Below are 17,967 nucleotides of genomic sequence, written 5' to 3'. Positions count from 1 at the left end.
ATAAATGAAGCGCACACGATCGGCAATATTTGCAGCACTCGTGCTGGTCTTGGTGCTGATCTGCCCGCGATCGGTTGACGCGTACTCTCTTTTGACCCACGAGCAGCTGATCGACCTTACGTGGCAGGACTCGATCGTTCCCTTGCTTCTGAGCCGCTATCCAAATCTCACCAAAGCTGATCTCGACCGCGCTCGCGCGTACGCTTATGGCGGCTGCGTAATCCAGGACATCGGCTACTATCCATTCGGCGATGAATCATTCTCAAATTTGACCCACTACGTGCGCTCGGGCGACTTCGTCGTGAATCTCTTTCGCAACGCGCATGATGCCGATGAGCTTGCGTTTGCCGTTGGGGCACTTTCGCACTACATCGGCGATTCCGTCGGCCATGCGGAAGCGACTAACCTTGCGGTGTCGATCGAGTTCCCGAAGCTTGGAGCCAGATACGGCAAGTCGGTCAGCTATGCAGAAGGCAAACACCAGCACGTCCAGACCGAATTCGCCTTCGACATCAACGAGATCACCCATCATCGCGTGGCGCCCTTGCGCTATATGCGCCGAATCGGATTCCGCGTCTCGATGCGGCAACTCGCGCAGGCCTTCTACCAGACCTACGGATTGACGGAAAACTTCAGAGGGCGCCGAAGGATCAACGTGCGTGACTACCGCTTCGCGGCGCGAACCTTTATTCCGCGAATCGCCTACGCAGTCACTCTGCTGCACCGCAGCCACGAACCGGCTGACCCGACGACCCCGGAGGTCCTTGAACTCCAGAAGGAGTCGGCCGCCGTAGCGAAAGAAGAAGACTGGGATGCTTACAGGCGGAAGGCTGGCATCGAAACTCACCTGCTGGCGGCGCTGCTCTTTATCCTTCCGAAGGTCGGCCCGCTTGCATTGGTCAACGTGAAGGGCCCGACGGAGCAGACCGAGGCCGACTACGCGCACAGCGTAGCTGTCTCAATCACGTCCATGCGCCGGATTCTGACGCGGTATACGCCCGAAGCTTCGCGCTTCAAGGGGCCGATTCCTCCTCTGGCCAGTCTTACCCGGCCGTACTCGAGCGAACCGACGCGGCGCGATCCGAATCATCCGTTGCCGAATCGCGATCTTGATACTGGGAAAGTGGTTCGAGCCGGCGGCTATCCCTTAACCGACGCGACCTATGCTGAACTTCTGCATCGACTCGTCCAGAACCCGTCGCAGCCCATTCCGCCGGGAATCAAGGAAGACATTCAGAAGTACTACGCCAATCTCGAACTTCCCATTACAACCAAGAAGGACCCTGAGCGCTGGAAACAGGTCCTTGCTGATCTGAATACCATCGCGACAATGCCGACGAGTACTCGCCCCGCGGTCATCCCCGACCTCGAAACGGAAGATGGCGACGAGTAGATGCTTGCGGGCGTGATCGTACCAATGTGGAAGTTGAGGCATCCAACCCTGTCAGGAACGAAGAAGGTAAGTTCCTCCAGTTCAGGGCCATGTCTACAACTACCGAAATCGTTCTAGATCCCGTTGAAGCTTCTAAGCTAGCCGGCTTACGTTACGTCACCGATTCCGCTCCCGGCATCACGCGGCGGCGCAGAGGCAAGAGCTTCCAATACTTCGACCCCGAAGGGAAGCCGGTTCGGGACAAGGACACTCTGGCCCGCATCAAGTCTCTAGTCGTTCCCCCGGCATGGACCGACGTCTGGATCTGCACACGCGCCAACGGCCACCTCCAGGCAACCGGACGCGACGCGCGTGGCCGCAAGCAGAGCAGGTACCATCCACGATGGCGCGAGGTGCGCGACGAGACCAAGTACGAGCGCATGAAGCTCTTCGGCGAGACCCTGCCAATCATCCGCGAACGTGTCGAGCAGGATCTCGCCCTACCCGGCCTGCCGAAGGAAAAGGTGCTGGCGACCATCGTTCGCCTGCTGGAGACGACCTTCATCCGCATCGGGAACGAGGAGTACGCGAAAGAAAACAAGTCCTACGGCCTGACGACGCTGCGCAATAAGCACGTCGACGTCGAAGGTGCGACGGTCCGGTTCAAGTTCAAGGGGAAGAGTGGCAAGCAGCATGTCATTGACCTGAGCGATCGGCGGCTGGCGCGCATTGTGAAGAGGTGCCTCGACCTGCCGGGCTATGAACTCTTCCAGTACATCGACGAGGACGGCTCGCTGCACACGGTCGACTCCTCCGACGTAAACGAGTACTTGCGGACCATCACTGAGCAGCCGTTTACCGCGAAAGACTTCCGAACCTGGGCGGGCACCGTGCTCGCCTGCCTCGCGCTGCGCGAGTGCGAGGCGTGCGAGACACAGACGCAGGCCAAGAAGAATGTAGTTGAGGCAATCAAAAAGGTCGCCGAACGACTCGGCAACACGCCCGCCGTGTGCCGCAAGTGCTACGTTCATCCCACCGTTCTAGAAAGCTACATGACAGGCGAGCTGATCAAGACCCTGGAAACTGCGGAGAAGAAGATGAGAGCCAATCAGCACTCGCTGCGTGACGAAGAGGTGCAGCTCATGTTCTTGCTGGAAGGGCGCTTGAAGGCAGCGGCCTGAATCGATCGCCGAGAAGATCGGGGACCGCGCACCTCACATTCGAAATCACAGGCGGCATTCTATACTTCCTGCTTCGATCAATTAGGTCGAACGGGAGCGTCTGATGATCTCACTTCCTCGCGGCTTCTTTGTGCTTGCGACCACCACGTTATTGTTCTGCTCTGCCTCGATCGCACTTGCGCAGGACTCCGCCGTAACACTAGGCAAGCGCGAAAGCGTTCAATCGAAAATCCTCGGCGAGAAGCGCGAGATTCTCGTTTCGGTTCCGAAGCAGACAAAGCCGAACATGCCGCTGTTGATCGTGCTCGACGGTGAGTGGACCTTCAGCAACGTCGCCGTCGTGGTGAACCACCTCACCGGCAACGGCAGGCTTCCACCCATGGTCGTCGCAGGCGTGGTGAATACCAACCGCGGACGCGACCTGATGCCGACTTTTGAAGGCGCCGAATTTGCAAACGGTCCTTCCGACAAGTTCCTCTCGTTTCTCGCCGACGAGTTGATCCCTCAGCTCACCTCGGAGTATTCGCTCGGGAACTACCACATCCTTCTCGGCCATTCCAACGCAGGGATGTTCTCGCTGTACGCCTTCATCCGCCGGCCCGAGGTCTTCCAGGCGAATCTCGCCATCAGCCCCAGTTACGGGCTTGATGATAGGTTCGTTGCGCTTCTGAGCGAAGCGATCGCAAAGCCGGCGGCGAGGTCGCGCTTCGTATTCATCGGCGCAGGCGGCGATGAAGAAGCCGACATCTCCGTCGGGGCACTGCGGTTCGCGAAGACATTTGAAAGCAGTCCGAATGCCGATGTTGAGTATCACTACGAGGTCTTCCCCGGCGAAACACACGGTACCGTCGGCCTTCGGGCGTTCTACCGAGGGCTCGAATTGCTTGCCGAGCCGGACCCGCACGTCTCCCATGGTCCCGCGCGCTACCTCACCGAGGCGCAGAGGCGGCGTCATGCATGGGTGAGGCGCTTCGGGTCCGCTTACGCCGATGACAAGCTTCCACAGTACTCAGCTGCTCGGCCGATGCTGGATGAATTGAGCGCGGGCAACACGGATCTGACAGCCTTCTGGAATGGATTGAAGGCTGAGTACGGCGATGACTTCCGGTTCGATCCGTCGGAAGGTGAGAACCTGATCGCTTCTCTCTCTGCAGCAGGACGACAACAGGATGTGGCACGGCTTAAGGAAATTCCTGGATTTACCGCCGAAGCAGGCGTGACCAACAACTACGGTTCCGCAGTCGACCTGAAGTCCGGACTCGTTGCCCTCCTTCCGCTGAATGGTTCTGCTGTAGACGTCTGCCATCCCGAAAGCAAATCGATAATCCACGGCGCAACCCTCACCGCCGATCGGCACGGCCGTGCGAATATGGCGTACGCATTCAACGGCTCCGGAGCTTACATCGAGTTCCCGAAGAACGCTGATTACGACAATGCGGGATCAATCACTGTGACAGCGTGGGTGAAGCCGCATAAGCCCGCCGCGTACACAGCCTGGGTGTCGCAAGTAGGACCGCGATGGGGCTCGCAGTGGCGCCTCGGCTTCGGACCGAATCCAGCCGCCCAATGGGGCGCGACCACCTTCGGCACGCGATGGACTGATTACTGGGTCAACGGCGATGGCTTCCCGATCGGGATCTGGGTTCACACCGCCGCAGTCTTCGATCAGACGCTTGGCAAGCTTCGCCTCTATATCAACGGACGCGAGGTGCAGACGCGCGAAGACCTTGGCCCCTGGGGTTCGAGCAAGGGCCCGATCCTCATCGGCGCTCAGCGCGACGATGGTCTCTTCTTCTCGGGCGACGTCGGCTCCGTGCGGGTCTATCGGCGCGCGCTCAACTCCTCGGAGGTTGAGGCAATCAACAAACTCGAGAAGGAACCAGAGTCCTGCAAATAGCCGCTCTGGAACCAACTGAGGCCCGTCTGTTAGCCTTCGAGGTTTGAGCACGACAGAAATGGCAAGGTGTAATCATGGCTTTCAAATTCCAAGGTGTTGACTTTCTCCACCTCGACGCAAGCTTCAGCGAAGATGAACTGCTGGTGAGGCGCACTGCTCGAGACTTCATTGAAGACAACGTCATACCGATCGTTGAAGAGTGCTACCGGACGGAGCGGTTCCCGCGCGAACTCGTTCCGCTGATGGGTGAGCTGGGCTTCTTCGGCGCCACCATCGACGGCTATGGCTGCGCGGGCATGTCCAACGTCGAGTACGGCCTGGTGATGCAGGAGATGGAGCGCGGCGACTCAGGCCTGCGCAGCTTCGTAAGCGTGCAATCGGCGCTCTGCATGTATCCCATCTACACCTTCGGATCCGACGAGCAGAAGAATACCTGGCTGCCCGCAATGGCCAGGGGCGAGAAGCTTGGCTGCTTCGGATTGACGGAGCCGGGGGTTGGATCGAACCCGGGCGGAATGACCACGGTCGCGCATAAATCCGGCGATGGGTACATCCTGAACGGCGAGAAGATGTGGATCACCTCCGGCAACATTGCCGACGTCGCCATCATCTGGGCCAAGGTCGAAGATGAAGACAATCGCGTACGCGGCTTTCTTGTCGAGACGAATCGGCCCGGCTTCCGCGCGTACAAAGTCCACGGTAAGTGGTCGCTGCGCGCATCCGTCACCAGCGGCCTGTCGCTGCAGGATGTACACGTGCCGGCGTCGAATCTCCTGCCGGGCACCGGCGGGCTGAAGAGCCCGCTCATGTGCCTCAACCAGGCGCGCTACGGAATCAGCTGGGGAGCGATCGGCGCAGCCATGTCGTGTTACGACACGGCGCTGCAATACGCCAAGGCTCGCAAGCAATTCCACAACCAGCCAATCGCAAGCCATCAACTCGTGCAGGACAAGCTGGTCTGGATGGTCACTGAGATTTCAAAAGCGCAGTTGCTCTCGCTCCAGGTCGGACGCCTGAAGGACGCGGGAACCGTCGGCCACCAGCACATCTCCATGGCCAAGCGGAACAACGTGTGGATGGCGCTCGAGTGCGCGCGCATCTCGCGCGACATCCTCGGCGCGAACGGCATCACGGAGGACTACCCCATCATGCGCCACATGATGAACCTTGAATCCGTGAAGACGTACGAAGGCACGCACGACATCCACTCGCTCATCCTCGGTCAGCACATCACCGGAGTCTCAGCGTACTAATCTTCAGGTGAGTGGGACGGTGAGACTCAGCCGTGGTGATGCTCGTGTGAACCGTTCTGTTCGTGGTGCCCGTCTCCATGTACTTCGACGGCAGCCTGTTCTGGGAGTAGTTCCTTCAGAATCTCGACCAGCTTTTCAAGCTTTGCGTCGCGGGCGAGAAGTTTTTCGATCTGGGCACGAAGTTCCGCACGTTCCCTGCCGGCCTGCTCGTGCGCAAGTACATAAGAGTCGTTCTGCATGATGTTTTTGGAATCCTTTGCCGGGATCATACCATCCGTCCGCTGATTGCCAGCTAAGGACTGAATGAATGTTTGTGAAAAGCGAATGAGTGCAATTTCTTGATCCGTTTCGCTGCGTTCGCAGTTGTATATTCATATCCGTATCGGAGACAACATGCGTTCTTGTTCATGGATTCTTGGAGTGTGCCTGGCGTTCGCGCCGTGTCTATTGAGTGCACAGCAATCTCAAACACCGGTCGTACTGCACGCGGCGCGTTTGCTTCAGGTTGACAGCGGAACGGTGATTCAGCCCGGCGAGGTGCTGGTCGAGGGCAACCGCATCAAGGCAGTGGGCAAGAGTGTCGAGCATCCCGCGGGCGCCAAGGTCATCGACCTCGGCGGCGCGACGCTGATGCCGGGACTGATCGACGCGCACATCCACCTCTTCCTCCATCCCGGCGCAGAGGACCTGCAGACCGTTGAGGAGTCCGTGCCCTGGCGCGTGATCCTGGCCGAGCAGGCCGCCAAAGACGACGTGATGGCCGGCTACACCGCCGAACGCGATATGGGAACCGAAGGCGCAGGATCGGCGGACACAGCCATTCGCGACGCCATCAACAAGGGCATCATTCCCGGTCCGCGGTTGCGCCTCAGCGGCAATGCCATCGACATCCTCGGCGGTCATGAAGACGCGAACAAGTACAACCCTGCACAGCATGTTCTCTCCAACGCTGACTACGCCAACTCCGCCGAACAACTCGTTGAAGTAATGCGCGAGCAGCACAAAGAAGGGTCTGATTTTGCCAAAATCTACGAGACCGGCAAAGACCGGATGATCGATGGCGTGCTGCATACACCTTTTCAGTACACAGCGGCGCAGTTGGCCGCGGCGGTTGAAGAGGCGCGGCGCATGGGAACGAACGTTGGCGTTCACGCCATGGGTGAGCCCGGAACCCTATATGCCGCGCAAGCTGGAGTGGCTTCGATTGATCATGCTACCCAGCTAAGTGATGAGACAGTGCGGCTGATGAAGGAGAAGGGCATCTTTGCCGTACCGACGTTTGCGATCTTTGAGTACTTCGCAAAGAACCGCGACTCGCAGGATCAGGCCGCCACGCAGGCAGAGATGCTCGATTACAAAATTAAGGAGTTCAAGAAGCAGGTTGCCGCGGGCGTGCCGTTCGCCGTCGGATCCGACGTCGGCCCATTTCCTCATGGAACGCAGGCCCGCGAGATGACGCTGATGGTGCAATACGGAATGAAGCCGGCAGACGTGCTGCGGGCCGACCTCATCAATGGCGCAAAGCTGCTGGGCTGGGGCGGCCAGATCGGCGAACTGAAGCCCGCCTACTTGGCAGACATCGTAGCCGTCCCCGCGAATCCGCTCGAAGACATCTCAACCTGCGAGCACGTGAGCTTCGTCATGAAGGACGGGAAGGTGTTGCGGCAGTAGCGGCTTGCCTTGCCCTTCGCAACTCGATTCTCTTCAGTGCAGTCAGGAAGCGCTGCGACTTCTGCGTAGCGAGCGAGTCCTCTACAGCTTTGCGGTAGCCGCCGAGATAGATGGAGTAGAGAATCGCGAGCGAGCAGCCGATACCCCACATGAAGCCTACGCACAGGCCAACCACCGCGTAGAGGCTTAGCTCACCCATACTTGCGCTTTCCTTTGCCGCCTACACGGCGACGGTGAAGGTGTCCTCGTTCCTGGTTACCGCGTGATAGAGAGTGTCGCGCTCCACCGGAACGCGGCCCGCTTCGGTGATGAGCCGGCAGAGTTCCTTCCGTGTCATGCCCTGCGGCGTCGTTGCGCCGGCATCGTGATAAATCTTCTCCTCCACCACGGTTCCGTCGAGGTCGTCGGCCCCGAAGCGCAGAGCGATCTGCGCAATCTTTGGCGTCATCATCTGCCAGTACGCCTTGATATGCGGGAAGTTGTCGAGCAGCAACCTGCTCACGGCGATCTGCCGTATATCTGTCAGCCCCGTCGTCACGGGCAAATGATCGAGAGGCGTGTTCTCCGGATGGAACGCCAGCGGAATGAAAGTTTGAAATCCGCCGGTCTCGTCCTGAACCTCACGAAGCTTCAGCAGATGGTCCACGCGGTCTTCATCGTTCTCGATATGCCCGTAGAGCATCGTCGCGTTCGATTTAAACCCAAGCTTGTGAGCCAGCCGCGCTGTATCGAGCCACTCGGTACCGTCGATCTTGTGGTCGCAGATAATCGAACGCACACGCGACGAGAAGATTTCTGCGCCACCGCCGGGCATCGAGTCCACGCCGGCTTGGCGCATCTTGATGAGTGTGTCCTCGATCGAGAGCTTCGCACGCCGCGCGAGGTAAGCCACCTCCACCATCGTGAAAGCCTTGATGTGGACCTTCGGAAAGCGCTGCTTAAGCCCGCGTACCAAGTCAAGAAAATACTCGAGCGGCAGATCGGGATGCAGCCCGCCGACAATATGGAACTCCGTCACAGCCTCGCTGTAGCCGGAAGCTGCGGTCTGCCAGGCTTCTTCCAGGGCCATCGTGTATCCCGCCGGATCGCCCTTCTTGCGGCCGAAAGCGCAGAGCTTGCAAGCGGCAACGCACACGTTCGTCGGGTTGATGTGCCGGTTCACGTTGAAATAGGTGACATCTCCATGCATCCGCTCGCGCACGTAGTTCGCCAGCCACCCAACGGCCAGGACATCCTTTGACCGATACAGAGCAAGGCCGTCCGCCGCTTCCAGGCGTGTGCCCGCCTTGACCTTGATGGCAATCTCCTCAACGTGTGGATCATAGCTGCGAAAACCCGAGAGTGCTGCGACAGGCTGCATAGCTCGATGATACCGAATATCCAGCATGATGGCGGGCGCGTTAGAAGGCGCCGAGCCCGGATGTCCGGCACGAAGAACGCCAGCATAACCCTGACTCCAATTCAAGCTCTTGCACTTGTAAATTCAACAATGATAGAGGTTTAAGCGATCAGGTCATTTCTGGGAGGGCATACGTAAGCTCTTTTCCTGCACATCCACCCTCTCTGCCGGAATCACGCGGTAAATTTATATGTGTCAACAGAAAAGGGGAAGAAGAACAGCATGCGCTATGTGATGGGTATCGATCTGGGCGGAACCGCCATCAACTACACGGTCATGGACGAAAAGCAAAACATTCTGGTCGGCGGATTGTGCGAACATCCGGCCCGGTCGGTCGAAGGCCCAAAGATCTGCATCAGCCAAATCGCGGATGGCGCTGCGCCCGCCCTGGCGCGCGCAGGTATCTCGATGGAAGATGTTGCGGCCGTTGGACTCGACACCCCCGGTCCCGCCAGCGCGAAAGGTGTACTCAGCGCCAAAGGATCCACAAACTTCGTGCACAACGACTGGGCAAGCTTCGATATACGTGGTGCGCTCGAGAAAGAGTTCGGAAAGCCGGTTGTTTATCTCAACGATGCGAATGCCGCGGCTCTGTGGGGTCACTTCGCCCTCTTCGGCTCCAACAGCGGCAAGACGTCCATTTCAATCATTGTGGGGACCGGAAACGGCGGTGGCGTGATTGTCAACGACAAGGTGATCGAAGGTAAGAACGGCTTCGGCGGCGAGTTGGGGCATGTCCTGGTGCCTTACTCGGAGATCCCGGAGATTGCCGGCTTGAAGCCGATTTGCAACTGCGGACGCATCGGCGATCTCGAGTCGCTCTGTTCGCTTACGTCAATCCGGATGAACGTTCTTCCCTTCTTGCTCAAACAGCATCCCGAACATGAGCTCGCTCAAATGGACATCGCGAAAGCTGCGTACGCGGCACGCGGGTTGGCGGCAAAAGGCGACCCGCTCTGTCGCACCATCTTCAAAGTGCAGGCACACGCGCTCGGATTGTTTTTCGACGAGATGATCAACACCTTCGACCCCGACGCCCTCATCATCGGTGGCGGCGTGCTCGAGGCCACTGACGAATTCCGCCAATGGTTCATCGAGCAGATTCGTGCAGGCATGCCGGCCCAGCGTGCGGAACAGGCCGGCATTCCGATACATGTGATTCCAAACGGAGATTGTGCCGGCGCATTGGGAGCGGCGATCGGGGCACTGCAGTTGCTGAACTAATCAAGCGTCTTGTCTCCGAGGTCCCCCAAAATTGGGGTGCCTGTGGCAGCTGCGCTTGGAAGGCGTGATGAGGCCTCACCATTCCGTCAGCGTAACCTTGTCCACCCATTCATGAAGCGGAGTTCCCGAGGGATCCTCGTCGAGCTGGAATTGAATTCCTAGCTGATCCTGCCAATCAGTAGGGTTGGTGTTCCAGGTTTGGTTGAGGGGATAGGCTGTACCGTCCAGGACCAGCGTATCGTAGCGATACTGCGTGGCATTATTGACGAGTTCGTCGTACTCCTGGACGTGGTGCCAGCCCGGTGTCCAGTGCGGGCAAGGGATTCCATCCAGAAGCCATCGGTTGCCGTTGCTGTCCCAGGTCGCCCAGTAGCCGTCTCCATAGTCGCACTGAGTGCCGGCCATGAACTCTTTGCCTCCCAGAACCACGTAGAAATCGAGCTCTGAAGACCAGAACTTCGATTCGACAGCGGGATCGTGGTAAACCCAGAAATCCCATAAGAAATGAGTACTCTTCGTAGTGCCCAGGATTATGTCCTTGAAGAGGACGTTGCTCCATAGCGGCCCGCCAGCGTACATCTCCAGGCTGCTGCCGCTTAGCGAGGGCTGGCTCTGGTCGAACGTCATCGTGTATTTGTCGGTAATGTTTGTCCCGGCGGCGCAGGCACTGCAGATGCTCCAGTTTGCCTTATCATTCTGCATCTGCGACAGCACCGTTGCTCCCGCTGGCGGAGTGGGGATAGGAACGGTGGTGGGCGGTGGCGTTCCCACCTGGATCAATCTGAGCTCAGATCTGTCGGTAGCGGCCTTGGCGTCTGTAACGCTCGCCCACAAAAGATGCTGGCCGTTTGGAACCGTGATGGCTTGGGAAATAGAGGTTGCAGAGTTGTTCGCCTGGTATACAGCTTGACCGTCGAGGCAAACCGTCCACTGCGTAATCGCATCGCTGGCGTATGCCGTTGCATTCACAGTCACATTGCCCGGATTCACACCGGGTGACGGGCTTTGTATCCAGATGCCGCTTATAGAACCATTTTGGTTGTTATATCCGGACTCCGCCCCGCCACATCCCGGACTACTCTTGCTCGGGTCGCCCCCGAACACTGCACTGCCGGGACTCCCCGATCCGCCGCCGGAACCCTGTGAGCTTGTTTTTGAGGGTGATCCACCACAGCCCGCCAGAACCATGATTAAAAACCCAATTGCGAACGAACAAAAGAAGGAAAGAGAAGAACGAAAAGGACGATACATCCAGTACTCCCGGTAACTTCGGCTGAGATGCAGGAAGGCCCGCTAGTTCTGCTTCAGAACGACCGAAAGGGTCTAGATCGGATGATCGGGGCAGAAAGGAGTAGGGAGTGAAACTTTGATGGGTTAGAGGATGAGGTGCTACGTAGCGTCGCAATCTTAAAGAAAACAAAAGAGGCTGACCTTGCGGGTCAGCCTCTTTGAGTCATGCGGAGCGGACATTCAAGCCCGCTCCCGGTGGGGTTGATCTTACTTCTTCTTCGGGGCCGCCTTCTTCGCACCGCCCTTGCCGCCGGTAGCCGGCTTGCTGACAGAAAGAAGAGTGGAGGCGTCCTTCGCGTTGAACGGATAGAGCTGCACCGACTGCTGACCCGTGTTGGTCAGAGTGAGGTCGACGCGGCGGTTCTGGGCCAGGTAGATCACGTTGAGGCGACGGAGGGTGTTCTTCTTTTCCTTGTCCGTCAGCTCGGTGTTCTGGTCAACGAGAGCCTTCACTTCATCCTTGGAGAGGACCTGGCTCTTGCCGACTGCGTTGGCTGCAATTGCACTTTCCGGAATGCCCTGCTGCACCAGGTACTGCTTGACGGCATCAACGCGGCGCTGAGTCAGCGCTTGGTTGAACTCATCGGAACCACGTGGATCGGCGTGCCCGGTGAGTGTAATGTGCGCGTCAGGCTTGATCTGGAGGTAGGACTTGAGGTCCGTTGCCAATGTCTGCAACGTGGCCTGCTGGCTCTCGACCAATCCCCGCTCCGGATGCTTCTCCGTCGGCAGAGCCGTCGGGAAGAACACGCTGTGCAGCGCAAGGCGGGCTTCGAGACGCAGCTGCTCAGGAGACGGTCCCGGCGGCGGGGGTGGGGCCTGCACGTTGACGCTGGTGTTTGCGGACGCGGTGTGACCCTTGTCGTCAGCAACATTGCCGGTAATCTGAACGGGCCCTGTCGGCGCGCCCTGCGATGAGAACTGAGCTGTCGGTCCGCTTCCAGTTACCGTACCCGCCGAAGCTTGGTAGGTGTAGAAAAGAGGACGGTTCTGCGGGCTCACGCCTTGGCAGGTGACCGTGGAGGTTTCACCCGGCTTCAGGTCCGTAGGATTCGCTGAGCAACTGATGGTCGGCGGCTCATATTCCTTGACTGTGAAGTTCGCCGTACCGCTCGCGCTCTCCCAAGGCTTCAGTCCCTCTTTCCCGGGCTTTCCTTCCTTCACGCCGCAGTTCACCGTGTAGTTGCCGGGCGCCAGGTTCGTCGTATCCACCTTGGCCGTAGTGTCCGTCCCGGTTACGCCCTGACCGGACCAGTTGTAAACAACGTGATCCTTCGGAAGAAGCTGTCCGGCGGTAGCAGTGACTGTGACCGGCTCGCCGGGAAAGACCGACGTAGGCTGCGCCGCGCAGGAGATGGTGACCGTCGCTGGAGGCGCGATCGTGCCCATATGCAGCACGAGACCGGTGCTCAGCCGCGCCATATTGAAGTTCGCGCGAGCCACGGGATAGAAGTTTTCGTGTGTGTACTGGTAGTCCGCTTGGAACACGCGGATCGCCAGGTGGTGGTCGAGCCACGGGGTCTCGTAGTCGATTCCACCGCCGGCAGTGAGAACAACACCCCACTGATTGCTCGGATAGTAGGTACTCGAAACGCTTTCACCACCCACAAGGGCATGCACGAACGGGGTAATGTCCTCAGTCGGGAAACGGGCGATCAATCCGCCCGAACCTCCGCTGAACTGGTTGTGCACAATCGCCCCGTAATTGCCACCGTTCTTATGGAAATCACCCTCTGCCTGGACGCCAAGGAACTTGTTGAAGTACCGGGCAACGCTGAAGTCCACGCAGCAGGAAATCGCCTTCGCTGAGTCCTGCTGAGCGCCCTTGACCAAGGCGCCGTGTGGCGCGAGATAGCTGAATCCGGCGAAGATGTCCCAACGTGAGGGAGCATCAGCTGAGGGCCCCGAAGTGGCAGGCGCCGCCGGCTTGGGAGCATCCTGGGCAGACAGGGCAACAGGAACCAAGCCGGAACATGCCAGTGCCAACGCCAAGCGGGCAATTTTTGAAACTCGCGAGTGCATGCGTTTCTCCTCCGCAATCGAAACTGGAAAACAGGTTGGAAACGGCTCCTCATGAGGACCGTTTTCCGGTTAAAGTGACTGGCTCCTTGACAGCTGACCTTCCGCGAAACCGGAGCTCACCACCAATAAACGTAACATAGGAAGTTGGGGCTAGAGGTTACTTTCTGAAGGGGTTTACCACTTGGTATCCATCGCAATTAGCATCCCCCGGCACGACCGACCAACCTGTTCAACGACGGACAGGGAGGCACTGGCGGCGGAGCCGACTTACTCTACATTCAGGGTCTTGAGCAAACTACGTGGCTCACGTTGAATCTTTTCCTGAAGCAATGTGATGGCGTACAGGAGTTGCTCCGGCCGGGGCGGACATCCTGGGACGTACACGTCCACCGGGATGACCTGATTGACACCCTGGACGATCGCGTAATTCTGGAAAACACCGCCCGAAGTTGCGCAAGCGCCCATCGAGATAACCCATTTAGGCTCCGGCATCTGGTCATAGAGGCGGCGGATCACCGGAGCCATCTTCTGCGCTACGCGGCCAGCAATTATCATGAGATCGGATTGCCGAGGCGAGGGACGGAACACTTCCGCGCCAAAACGCGCTATGTCAAACCTCGATGCCCCCATAGACATCATCTCGATCGCGCAACAGGCGAGGCCAAATGTTACCGGCCACACCGAGCTTTTGCGAACCCAGTTGACGGCGAAATCAAGCGTCGTGAGAAACACGCCCTCGGGCTGCTCAAAGCCATAGTTCACTTCCTGCAGCTTGGCGCGATTTTTTGCGCTGCTATCGAGCGCACCAAAGAGATAACGATCGCGTTCTTGAATTTCCGCCATGAATCTGATTTTAACCTCTTCGCACTTGTTGACGCGCGTTGATGGATGGCAGGACGTCTGCAGGGGTGGCCTTCCCGCCGTTTTCGTGTGCCATTTCGGTCGCCGACTTGAACTCCAAACGCATAAGGATGAAATGAGTTTCTTTATGCCATCCTTATAGGTTCTTGCGCTTCACTGAGATATCCTTCGAGGGTTCACGTTACAGATTGCGCACCAGTTGCGGGCCAGTAAGGACCGTGTCTTGCACGCGCGTGAACCGTGGCTCACCTTTTCGGAGTAGATATGTTCAGTACTCGCCTCCGGGCTCTTCTTGCCGGGTTTCTTTTGCTCTGCCCTTGTCTCGCAATCGCGCAATCCTCTCCCGCAACGCAGGCGGACATCAAAGCACTCCAGGACGCCGTTCGTTCCGCCCAGATGAATGCAGATAACGCATGGATGCTGGTCTCGTCTGCACTGGTTCTGCTGATGACCGGACCGGGGTTGGCCCTCTTCTACGGCGGGCTGGTCCGGCGGAAAAACATCCTGGGTACGATGATGCAGAGCTTCGCAATGATGGGGCTCGTCACCATTCTGTGGGCCGTCTTGGGCTATTCTCTGGCATTCGCGCACGGGACAGCCTTCATTGGCGGTTTTGAACACCTCTTCCTTCGCGGCGTGGGCCTGGCGCCAAACCCCGACTACGCCGCCACCATTCCTGAGCAGACCTATATGGTCTATCAACTCATGTTCGCCATCATTACGCCGGCTCTGATCACGGGCGCCTTCGCGGAGAGGATGAAATTCAGCGGCATGGCAGTGTTCCTTTCCCTCTGGTCTCTTGTTGTTTACAGCCCCATGGCGCATATGGTGTGGGGCGTAGGCGGCCTGTTGAACGCAACCGGCAACCACATTCCAAGCCTCGATTTCGCGGGTGGCACCGTCGTCCACGTCACGTCAGGCGTAGCAGCCCTCGTGACGGCGCTGTACCTTGGGAAGCGAATCGGCTATCCACATACCGCGATGCCTCCCCACTCCATGGTGTTGAGCTTTATCGGGGCATGTCTACTCTGGGTGGGTTGGTTTGGATTTAACGCCGGAAGCGCGCTCGCCTCCGGTCCGCTGGCCACGAGCGCGTTCATCAACACGCATTTTGCCGCTGCCTCCGCCGCAGTCGGCTGGACCATCTACGAGTGGTTCCACAGCGGCAAGCCTACGGCACTCGGAGCAATCTCGGGCGCAGTCGCGGGACTGGTGGCGATCACTCCAGCGTCTGGCTATGTGCAGCCCTTCCCTGCGCTGCTGATCGGTTTGATTGCTGGGCTGTTCTGCTCGCTGATGGTCTTCAAGGTAAAGGCGTGGTTCCGGTACGATGACTCCCTCGATGCCTTTGGCGTTCACGGTGCCGGGGGCACACTCGGAGCGATTCTGACTGGACTCTTTGCGACGAAGCTGATCAATCCCGCCTTCGGCGCCAACATAAGCACGGGTGCCATGGATGGGCACTGGGGCCAGATACTGAATCAAACTGCCGGCGTCGCCGTCGCATGGGTGCTGTCAGCAATCGGCACCCTGGTGCTCTTGTTTCTGGTCGACAAAACCATCGGACTGCGGGTCTCGGCCGAAGCTGAAATGGAAGGCCTGGACCTGTCGCAGCACGGCGAAGAAGGTTACGACCTGAATTCCTGAGACAGAATTCGAATTGAGGTTGGCTGTCCACCCGGAGCATCCGGCCTGTTACGCTACCAGACGAGGCAAAGAAGCAATGCTGAAGATCGAAGCGATTATTCAACCATCAAAACTGGATGCAGTGAAGGATGCCCTGCTCGAAGCGGGAATCGAAGGAATGACCATTCTCGAGGCCCGCGGACACGGCCGTCAGAAGGGACACACGGAGTTCTACCGTGGCCGCGAATACACGGTCGACCTCCTGCCGAAGGTCAAAATTGAAATGGTGGTACTGGATGAAATGAAGGACAAGGCGATTGCCGCGATCGGCTCGGCAGCCCGCACGGGACGCATTGGCGACGGCAAAATCTTCGTGAGCCGTATTGAAGATGCAATCCGCATCCGCAACGACGAACGCGGAGAGACTGCTCTTTAAAACTTCACCGCTTGATGAATCTCAGAGAGCCGCTCCTTGCTGAGCGGCTCTTTTGTCGATTCAGTGATCTTGCCTGCCGGATAGAAGCCGCTTCGGAAGATGTCCGCATCTCTCGCTTTGCTGCCCGTCCAGAACATTCGCCTTCACGAGCGTTTGCGCGCTGTGCTACCCTCCGGCAAGGTTCCCCTGGCTCTCGAGAAAATACATGGAGACTCCAAGGCATTCTGCACTGGTACGGGTGACGCATTGGTTGACCGTCATCAGCTTCGTCGCGCTGCTTGTGACCGGGCTTGAGATCGTCATTTCGCATCCGCGGTTCTACTGGGGCGAAACCGGAAATGTGAACATGAAGCCCCTGTTCACAATTCCGATTCCATCGTCGCGCGACACCGTCCCCACCGGATATGGGTACGTGATGCCGGACCAGAACGGGTGGAGCCGCTATCTACACTTCGAGTCGGCCTGGGTGCTCGTTCTAACGGGTCTCGTATACGGATTCGCGAGCCTTCTCAACGGACATCTCAGACGCGACCTGATTCCTGAACGCGGAAATCGATCGCTCACTGCGCACTTGCAACGCATGAGGCAGTATCTGCAGCGCAGGCCTCCCGGGGCGGACGAGACAAGTTCATACAATGTACTGCAGAGATCAACATACCTGCTGGTGATCTTCGTGCTGTTTCCCCTGGTGATTCTGACCGGGCTTGCGCTTTCGCCCTCCTTCAACGCGGCGGTCCCATTCGTGGTCAACTCCTTCGGCGGACGCCAGACAGCGCGGACCCTGCACTTCTTCCTGACCTGGGCTCTCGTGCTGTTCTTGGTCGTACATGTGGTGATGGTTGCGGTCTCAGGTTTCTGGGCCAGAATGCGCGCTATGACGATCGGAACCGCCTCTACAACCGAAACGGCGGTCGCAGAAAAGGAGGTTGCATGAAGCCCATATCTCGACGGGCTCTGATTACGTCAGGTCTTGCTGCGGCAGGTGTTGCTGGACTCGCCGCCGCTGATCGCATCGCGCGGCGGCATGGCCTAGTTCCTCCCGATTGCCGCGGAGTCTATGGCCCCGGAGAAACACTGACCTACGCAGCCCATCGATTGCTCACGCGCGATGCAATGGCACGCGAATTCCCCCGAAGCATGATCTCGAAAACGCCGTTTGCGAATGAAGTTGCTCCGCCCAGCAACGAATTCAAGAAGCTGCAGGCGGATGGATTCAGTGATTGGCGCCTTTCGATTGATGGCATGGTGGCGCATCCCATGACGCTATCGCTTGCCGACCTACGCAGCATGCCGACCCACAGCCAGATCACGGAAGTGGTTTGCGAAGAGGGTTGGTCGTACGTGGCAGAGTGGATCGGGACGCCTCTTTCCGGAGTCCTGCGGGAAGCGGGACTGCTCCCTCAGGCGCGCTACCTGAAGTACTTCTCCATTCAGCCTGAGTGGTCCGACAGCATCGACATCGCCGACGCGCACCATCCACAGACTTTCCTTACGCTGGGGATGAATGACGGCGAACTGCCAGTCGGCTTCGGCGGCCCCCTTCGCCTCCGCGTCCCTCGACAGCTTGGTTACAAGAGCGTGAAATACATCACGCGCATCACCGCCACAGACTCCCTCAAGTATCAAGGCGACTACGCCTGGTTCGCGGGAATCTGATCAGGCCGTTTAGTCGAGACTAGAATCTGCGCGAGCCAAGGAGGCGAATCCTTTTGGCCGACTAAGAACCAAGACCCGA

The 17,967-nt window shown here is 58.5% G+C and carries 16 protein-coding genes; 10 read left to right on the top strand and 6 right to left on the bottom strand.

What is annotated here, in order from left to right; genetic code table 11:
• Window positions 1–4 precede the first annotated feature (4 nt).
• The 4 genes from DHV10_RS18175 to DHV10_RS18160 all read left to right on the top strand — a co-directional run bounded on the left by DHV10_RS18175 (window position 5) and on the right by DHV10_RS18160 (window position 5,703).
• Window positions 5–1,393 (top strand): zinc dependent phospholipase C family protein, encoded by a 1,389-nt coding sequence (locus tag DHV10_RS18175; protein ID WP_109487826.1) that lies wholly within the window; start codon window positions 5–7, stop codon window positions 1,391–1,393.
• Window positions 1,394–1,482: 89 nt separating this feature from the next.
• The gene (locus tag DHV10_RS18170; RefSeq protein WP_109487825.1) at window positions 1,483–2,553 is read left to right on the top strand and encodes a DNA topoisomerase IB; all 1,071 of its coding nucleotides are present in this window, start codon (window positions 1,483–1,485) and stop codon (window positions 2,551–2,553) included.
• Between the two features lie 103 nt (window positions 2,554–2,656).
• The gene (locus DHV10_RS18165; RefSeq protein WP_109487824.1) at window positions 2,657–4,450 is read left to right on the top strand and encodes a LamG-like jellyroll fold domain-containing protein; all 1,794 of its coding nucleotides are present in this window, start codon (window positions 2,657–2,659) and stop codon (window positions 4,448–4,450) included.
• Between the two features lie 74 nt (window positions 4,451–4,524).
• Window positions 4,525–5,703 (top strand): acyl-CoA dehydrogenase family protein, encoded by a 1,179-nt coding sequence (locus DHV10_RS18160; RefSeq protein ID WP_109487823.1) that lies wholly within the window; start codon window positions 4,525–4,527, stop codon window positions 5,701–5,703.
• A 26-nt stretch (window positions 5,704–5,729) separates the two neighbouring features.
• Here DHV10_RS18160 and DHV10_RS18155 read toward each other — a convergent pair whose 3' ends face one another.
• The gene (locus DHV10_RS18155) at window positions 5,730–5,972 is read right to left on the bottom strand and encodes a hypothetical protein (protein WP_109487822.1); all 243 of its coding nucleotides are present in this window, start codon (window positions 5,970–5,972) and stop codon (window positions 5,730–5,732) included.
• A 124-nt stretch (window positions 5,973–6,096) separates the two neighbouring features.
• Between DHV10_RS18155 and DHV10_RS18150 the strand changes: the two genes are divergently transcribed.
• A complete protein-coding gene (locus DHV10_RS18150) occupies window positions 6,097–7,374 on the top strand; it encodes a metal-dependent hydrolase family protein (RefSeq protein ID WP_109487821.1) in 1,278 nt (425 codons plus the stop codon).
• Here the strand turns inward: DHV10_RS18150 and DHV10_RS18145 are convergent.
• Together DHV10_RS18145 and mqnE are read right to left on the bottom strand one after the other, a co-directional pair.
• Window positions 7,343–7,573: a hypothetical protein gene (locus DHV10_RS18145; RefSeq protein WP_109487820.1), complete on the bottom strand. Its 231-nt coding sequence runs from the start codon at window positions 7,571–7,573 to the stop codon at window positions 7,343–7,345. The genes DHV10_RS18150 and DHV10_RS18145 overlap by 32 nt on opposite strands.
• 21 nt (window positions 7,574–7,594) lie before the next feature.
• Window positions 7,595–8,734, bottom strand: a complete 1,140-nt coding sequence (gene mqnE, locus DHV10_RS18140; protein ID WP_109487819.1) for an aminofutalosine synthase MqnE — start codon at window positions 8,732–8,734, stop codon at window positions 7,595–7,597.
• Window positions 8,735–8,995: 261 nt separating this feature from the next.
• On the opposite strand from mqnE, the gene DHV10_RS18135 reads away from it, so the two are divergent.
• Complete coding sequence (locus DHV10_RS18135; RefSeq protein WP_109487818.1) at window positions 8,996–9,997, top strand: ROK family protein; 1,002 nt, start codon at window positions 8,996–8,998, stop codon at window positions 9,995–9,997.
• A gap of 75 nt (window positions 9,998–10,072) precedes the next feature.
• Here DHV10_RS18135 and DHV10_RS18130 read toward each other — a convergent pair whose 3' ends face one another.
• The 3 genes from DHV10_RS18130 to DHV10_RS18120 form a co-directional block, all read right to left on the bottom strand.
• Window positions 10,073–10,972, bottom strand: coding sequence for a hypothetical protein (locus tag DHV10_RS18130; RefSeq protein WP_162601645.1), 900 nt, complete (start codon window positions 10,970–10,972; stop codon window positions 10,073–10,075).
• Between the two features lie 522 nt (window positions 10,973–11,494).
• Complete coding sequence (locus DHV10_RS18125) at window positions 11,495–13,309, bottom strand: OmpA family protein (protein ID WP_109487816.1); 1,815 nt, start codon at window positions 13,307–13,309, stop codon at window positions 11,495–11,497.
• A 267-nt stretch (window positions 13,310–13,576) separates the two neighbouring features.
• Window positions 13,577–14,152 (bottom strand): NADH-quinone oxidoreductase subunit B, encoded by a 576-nt coding sequence (locus DHV10_RS18120; protein WP_109487815.1) that lies wholly within the window; start codon window positions 14,150–14,152, stop codon window positions 13,577–13,579.
• A 282-nt stretch (window positions 14,153–14,434) separates the two neighbouring features.
• Between DHV10_RS18120 and DHV10_RS18115 the strand changes: the two genes are divergently transcribed.
• The 4 genes from DHV10_RS18115 (at window position 14,435) to DHV10_RS18100 (ending at window position 17,888) form a co-directional block, all read left to right on the top strand.
• Window positions 14,435–15,817, top strand: coding sequence for an ammonium transporter (locus tag DHV10_RS18115; RefSeq protein ID WP_109487814.1), 1,383 nt, complete (start codon window positions 14,435–14,437; stop codon window positions 15,815–15,817).
• Window positions 15,818–15,893: 76 nt separating this feature from the next.
• Entirely contained in the window at window positions 15,894–16,232 is a 339-nt protein-coding gene (locus DHV10_RS18110) for a P-II family nitrogen regulator (RefSeq protein WP_109487813.1), read from the top strand.
• Between the two features lie 205 nt (window positions 16,233–16,437).
• Window positions 16,438–17,166, top strand: a complete 729-nt coding sequence (locus DHV10_RS18105) for a cytochrome b/b6 domain-containing protein (RefSeq protein WP_109487812.1) — start codon at window positions 16,438–16,440, stop codon at window positions 17,164–17,166.
• A complete protein-coding gene (locus DHV10_RS18100; protein WP_109487811.1) occupies window positions 17,163–17,888 on the top strand; it encodes a molybdopterin-dependent oxidoreductase in 726 nt (241 codons plus the stop codon). Before DHV10_RS18105 ends, DHV10_RS18100 begins: the two co-directional genes overlap by 4 nt.
• The last annotated feature ends 79 nt before the right edge of the window (window positions 17,889–17,967 follow it).

Source organism: Occallatibacter savannae, assembly GCF_003131205.1.
Lineage (GTDB): Bacteria > Acidobacteriota > Terriglobia > Terriglobales > Acidobacteriaceae > Telmatobacter > Telmatobacter savannae.
Note: the sequence above shows the minus strand (reverse complement) of the source record. Positions and strands in the feature narration are given on the sequence as shown.

Excerpts from the sequence above, each read along its gene's own strand:
- DHV10_RS18150 (WP_109487821.1), top strand. The coding sequence starts at position 6,097 with ATGCGTTCTTGTTCATGGATTCTTGGAGTGTGCCTGGCGTTCGCGCCG.
- mqnE (WP_109487819.1), bottom strand. The coding sequence starts at position 8,734 with ATGCAGCCTGTCGCAGCACTCTCGGGTTTTCGCAGCTATGATCCACAC.
- DHV10_RS18120 (WP_109487815.1), bottom strand. The coding sequence starts at position 14,152 with ATGGCGGAAATTCAAGAACGCGATCGTTATCTCTTTGGTGCGCTCGAT.
- DHV10_RS18175 (WP_109487826.1), top strand. The coding sequence starts at position 5 with ATGAAGCGCACACGATCGGCAATATTTGCAGCACTCGTGCTGGTCTTG.
- DHV10_RS18125 (WP_109487816.1), bottom strand. The coding sequence starts at position 13,309 with ATGCACTCGCGAGTTTCAAAAATTGCCCGCTTGGCGTTGGCACTGGCA.
- DHV10_RS18135 (WP_109487818.1), top strand. The coding sequence starts at position 8,996 with ATGCGCTATGTGATGGGTATCGATCTGGGCGGAACCGCCATCAACTAC.
- DHV10_RS18105 (WP_109487812.1), top strand. The coding sequence starts at position 16,438 with ATGGAGACTCCAAGGCATTCTGCACTGGTACGGGTGACGCATTGGTTG.
- DHV10_RS18160 (WP_109487823.1), top strand. The coding sequence starts at position 4,525 with ATGGCTTTCAAATTCCAAGGTGTTGACTTTCTCCACCTCGACGCAAGC.
- DHV10_RS18155 (WP_109487822.1), bottom strand. The coding sequence starts at position 5,972 with ATGATCCCGGCAAAGGATTCCAAAAACATCATGCAGAACGACTCTTAT.
- DHV10_RS18100 (WP_109487811.1), top strand. The coding sequence starts at position 17,163 with ATGAAGCCCATATCTCGACGGGCTCTGATTACGTCAGGTCTTGCTGCG.
- DHV10_RS18110 (WP_109487813.1), top strand. The coding sequence starts at position 15,894 with ATGCTGAAGATCGAAGCGATTATTCAACCATCAAAACTGGATGCAGTG.
- DHV10_RS18145 (WP_109487820.1), bottom strand. The coding sequence starts at position 7,573 with ATGGGTGAGCTAAGCCTCTACGCGGTGGTTGGCCTGTGCGTAGGCTTC.
- DHV10_RS18115 (WP_109487814.1), top strand. The coding sequence starts at position 14,435 with ATGTTCAGTACTCGCCTCCGGGCTCTTCTTGCCGGGTTTCTTTTGCTC.
- DHV10_RS18170 (WP_109487825.1), top strand. The coding sequence starts at position 1,483 with ATGTCTACAACTACCGAAATCGTTCTAGATCCCGTTGAAGCTTCTAAG.
- DHV10_RS18165 (WP_109487824.1), top strand. The coding sequence starts at position 2,657 with ATGATCTCACTTCCTCGCGGCTTCTTTGTGCTTGCGACCACCACGTTA.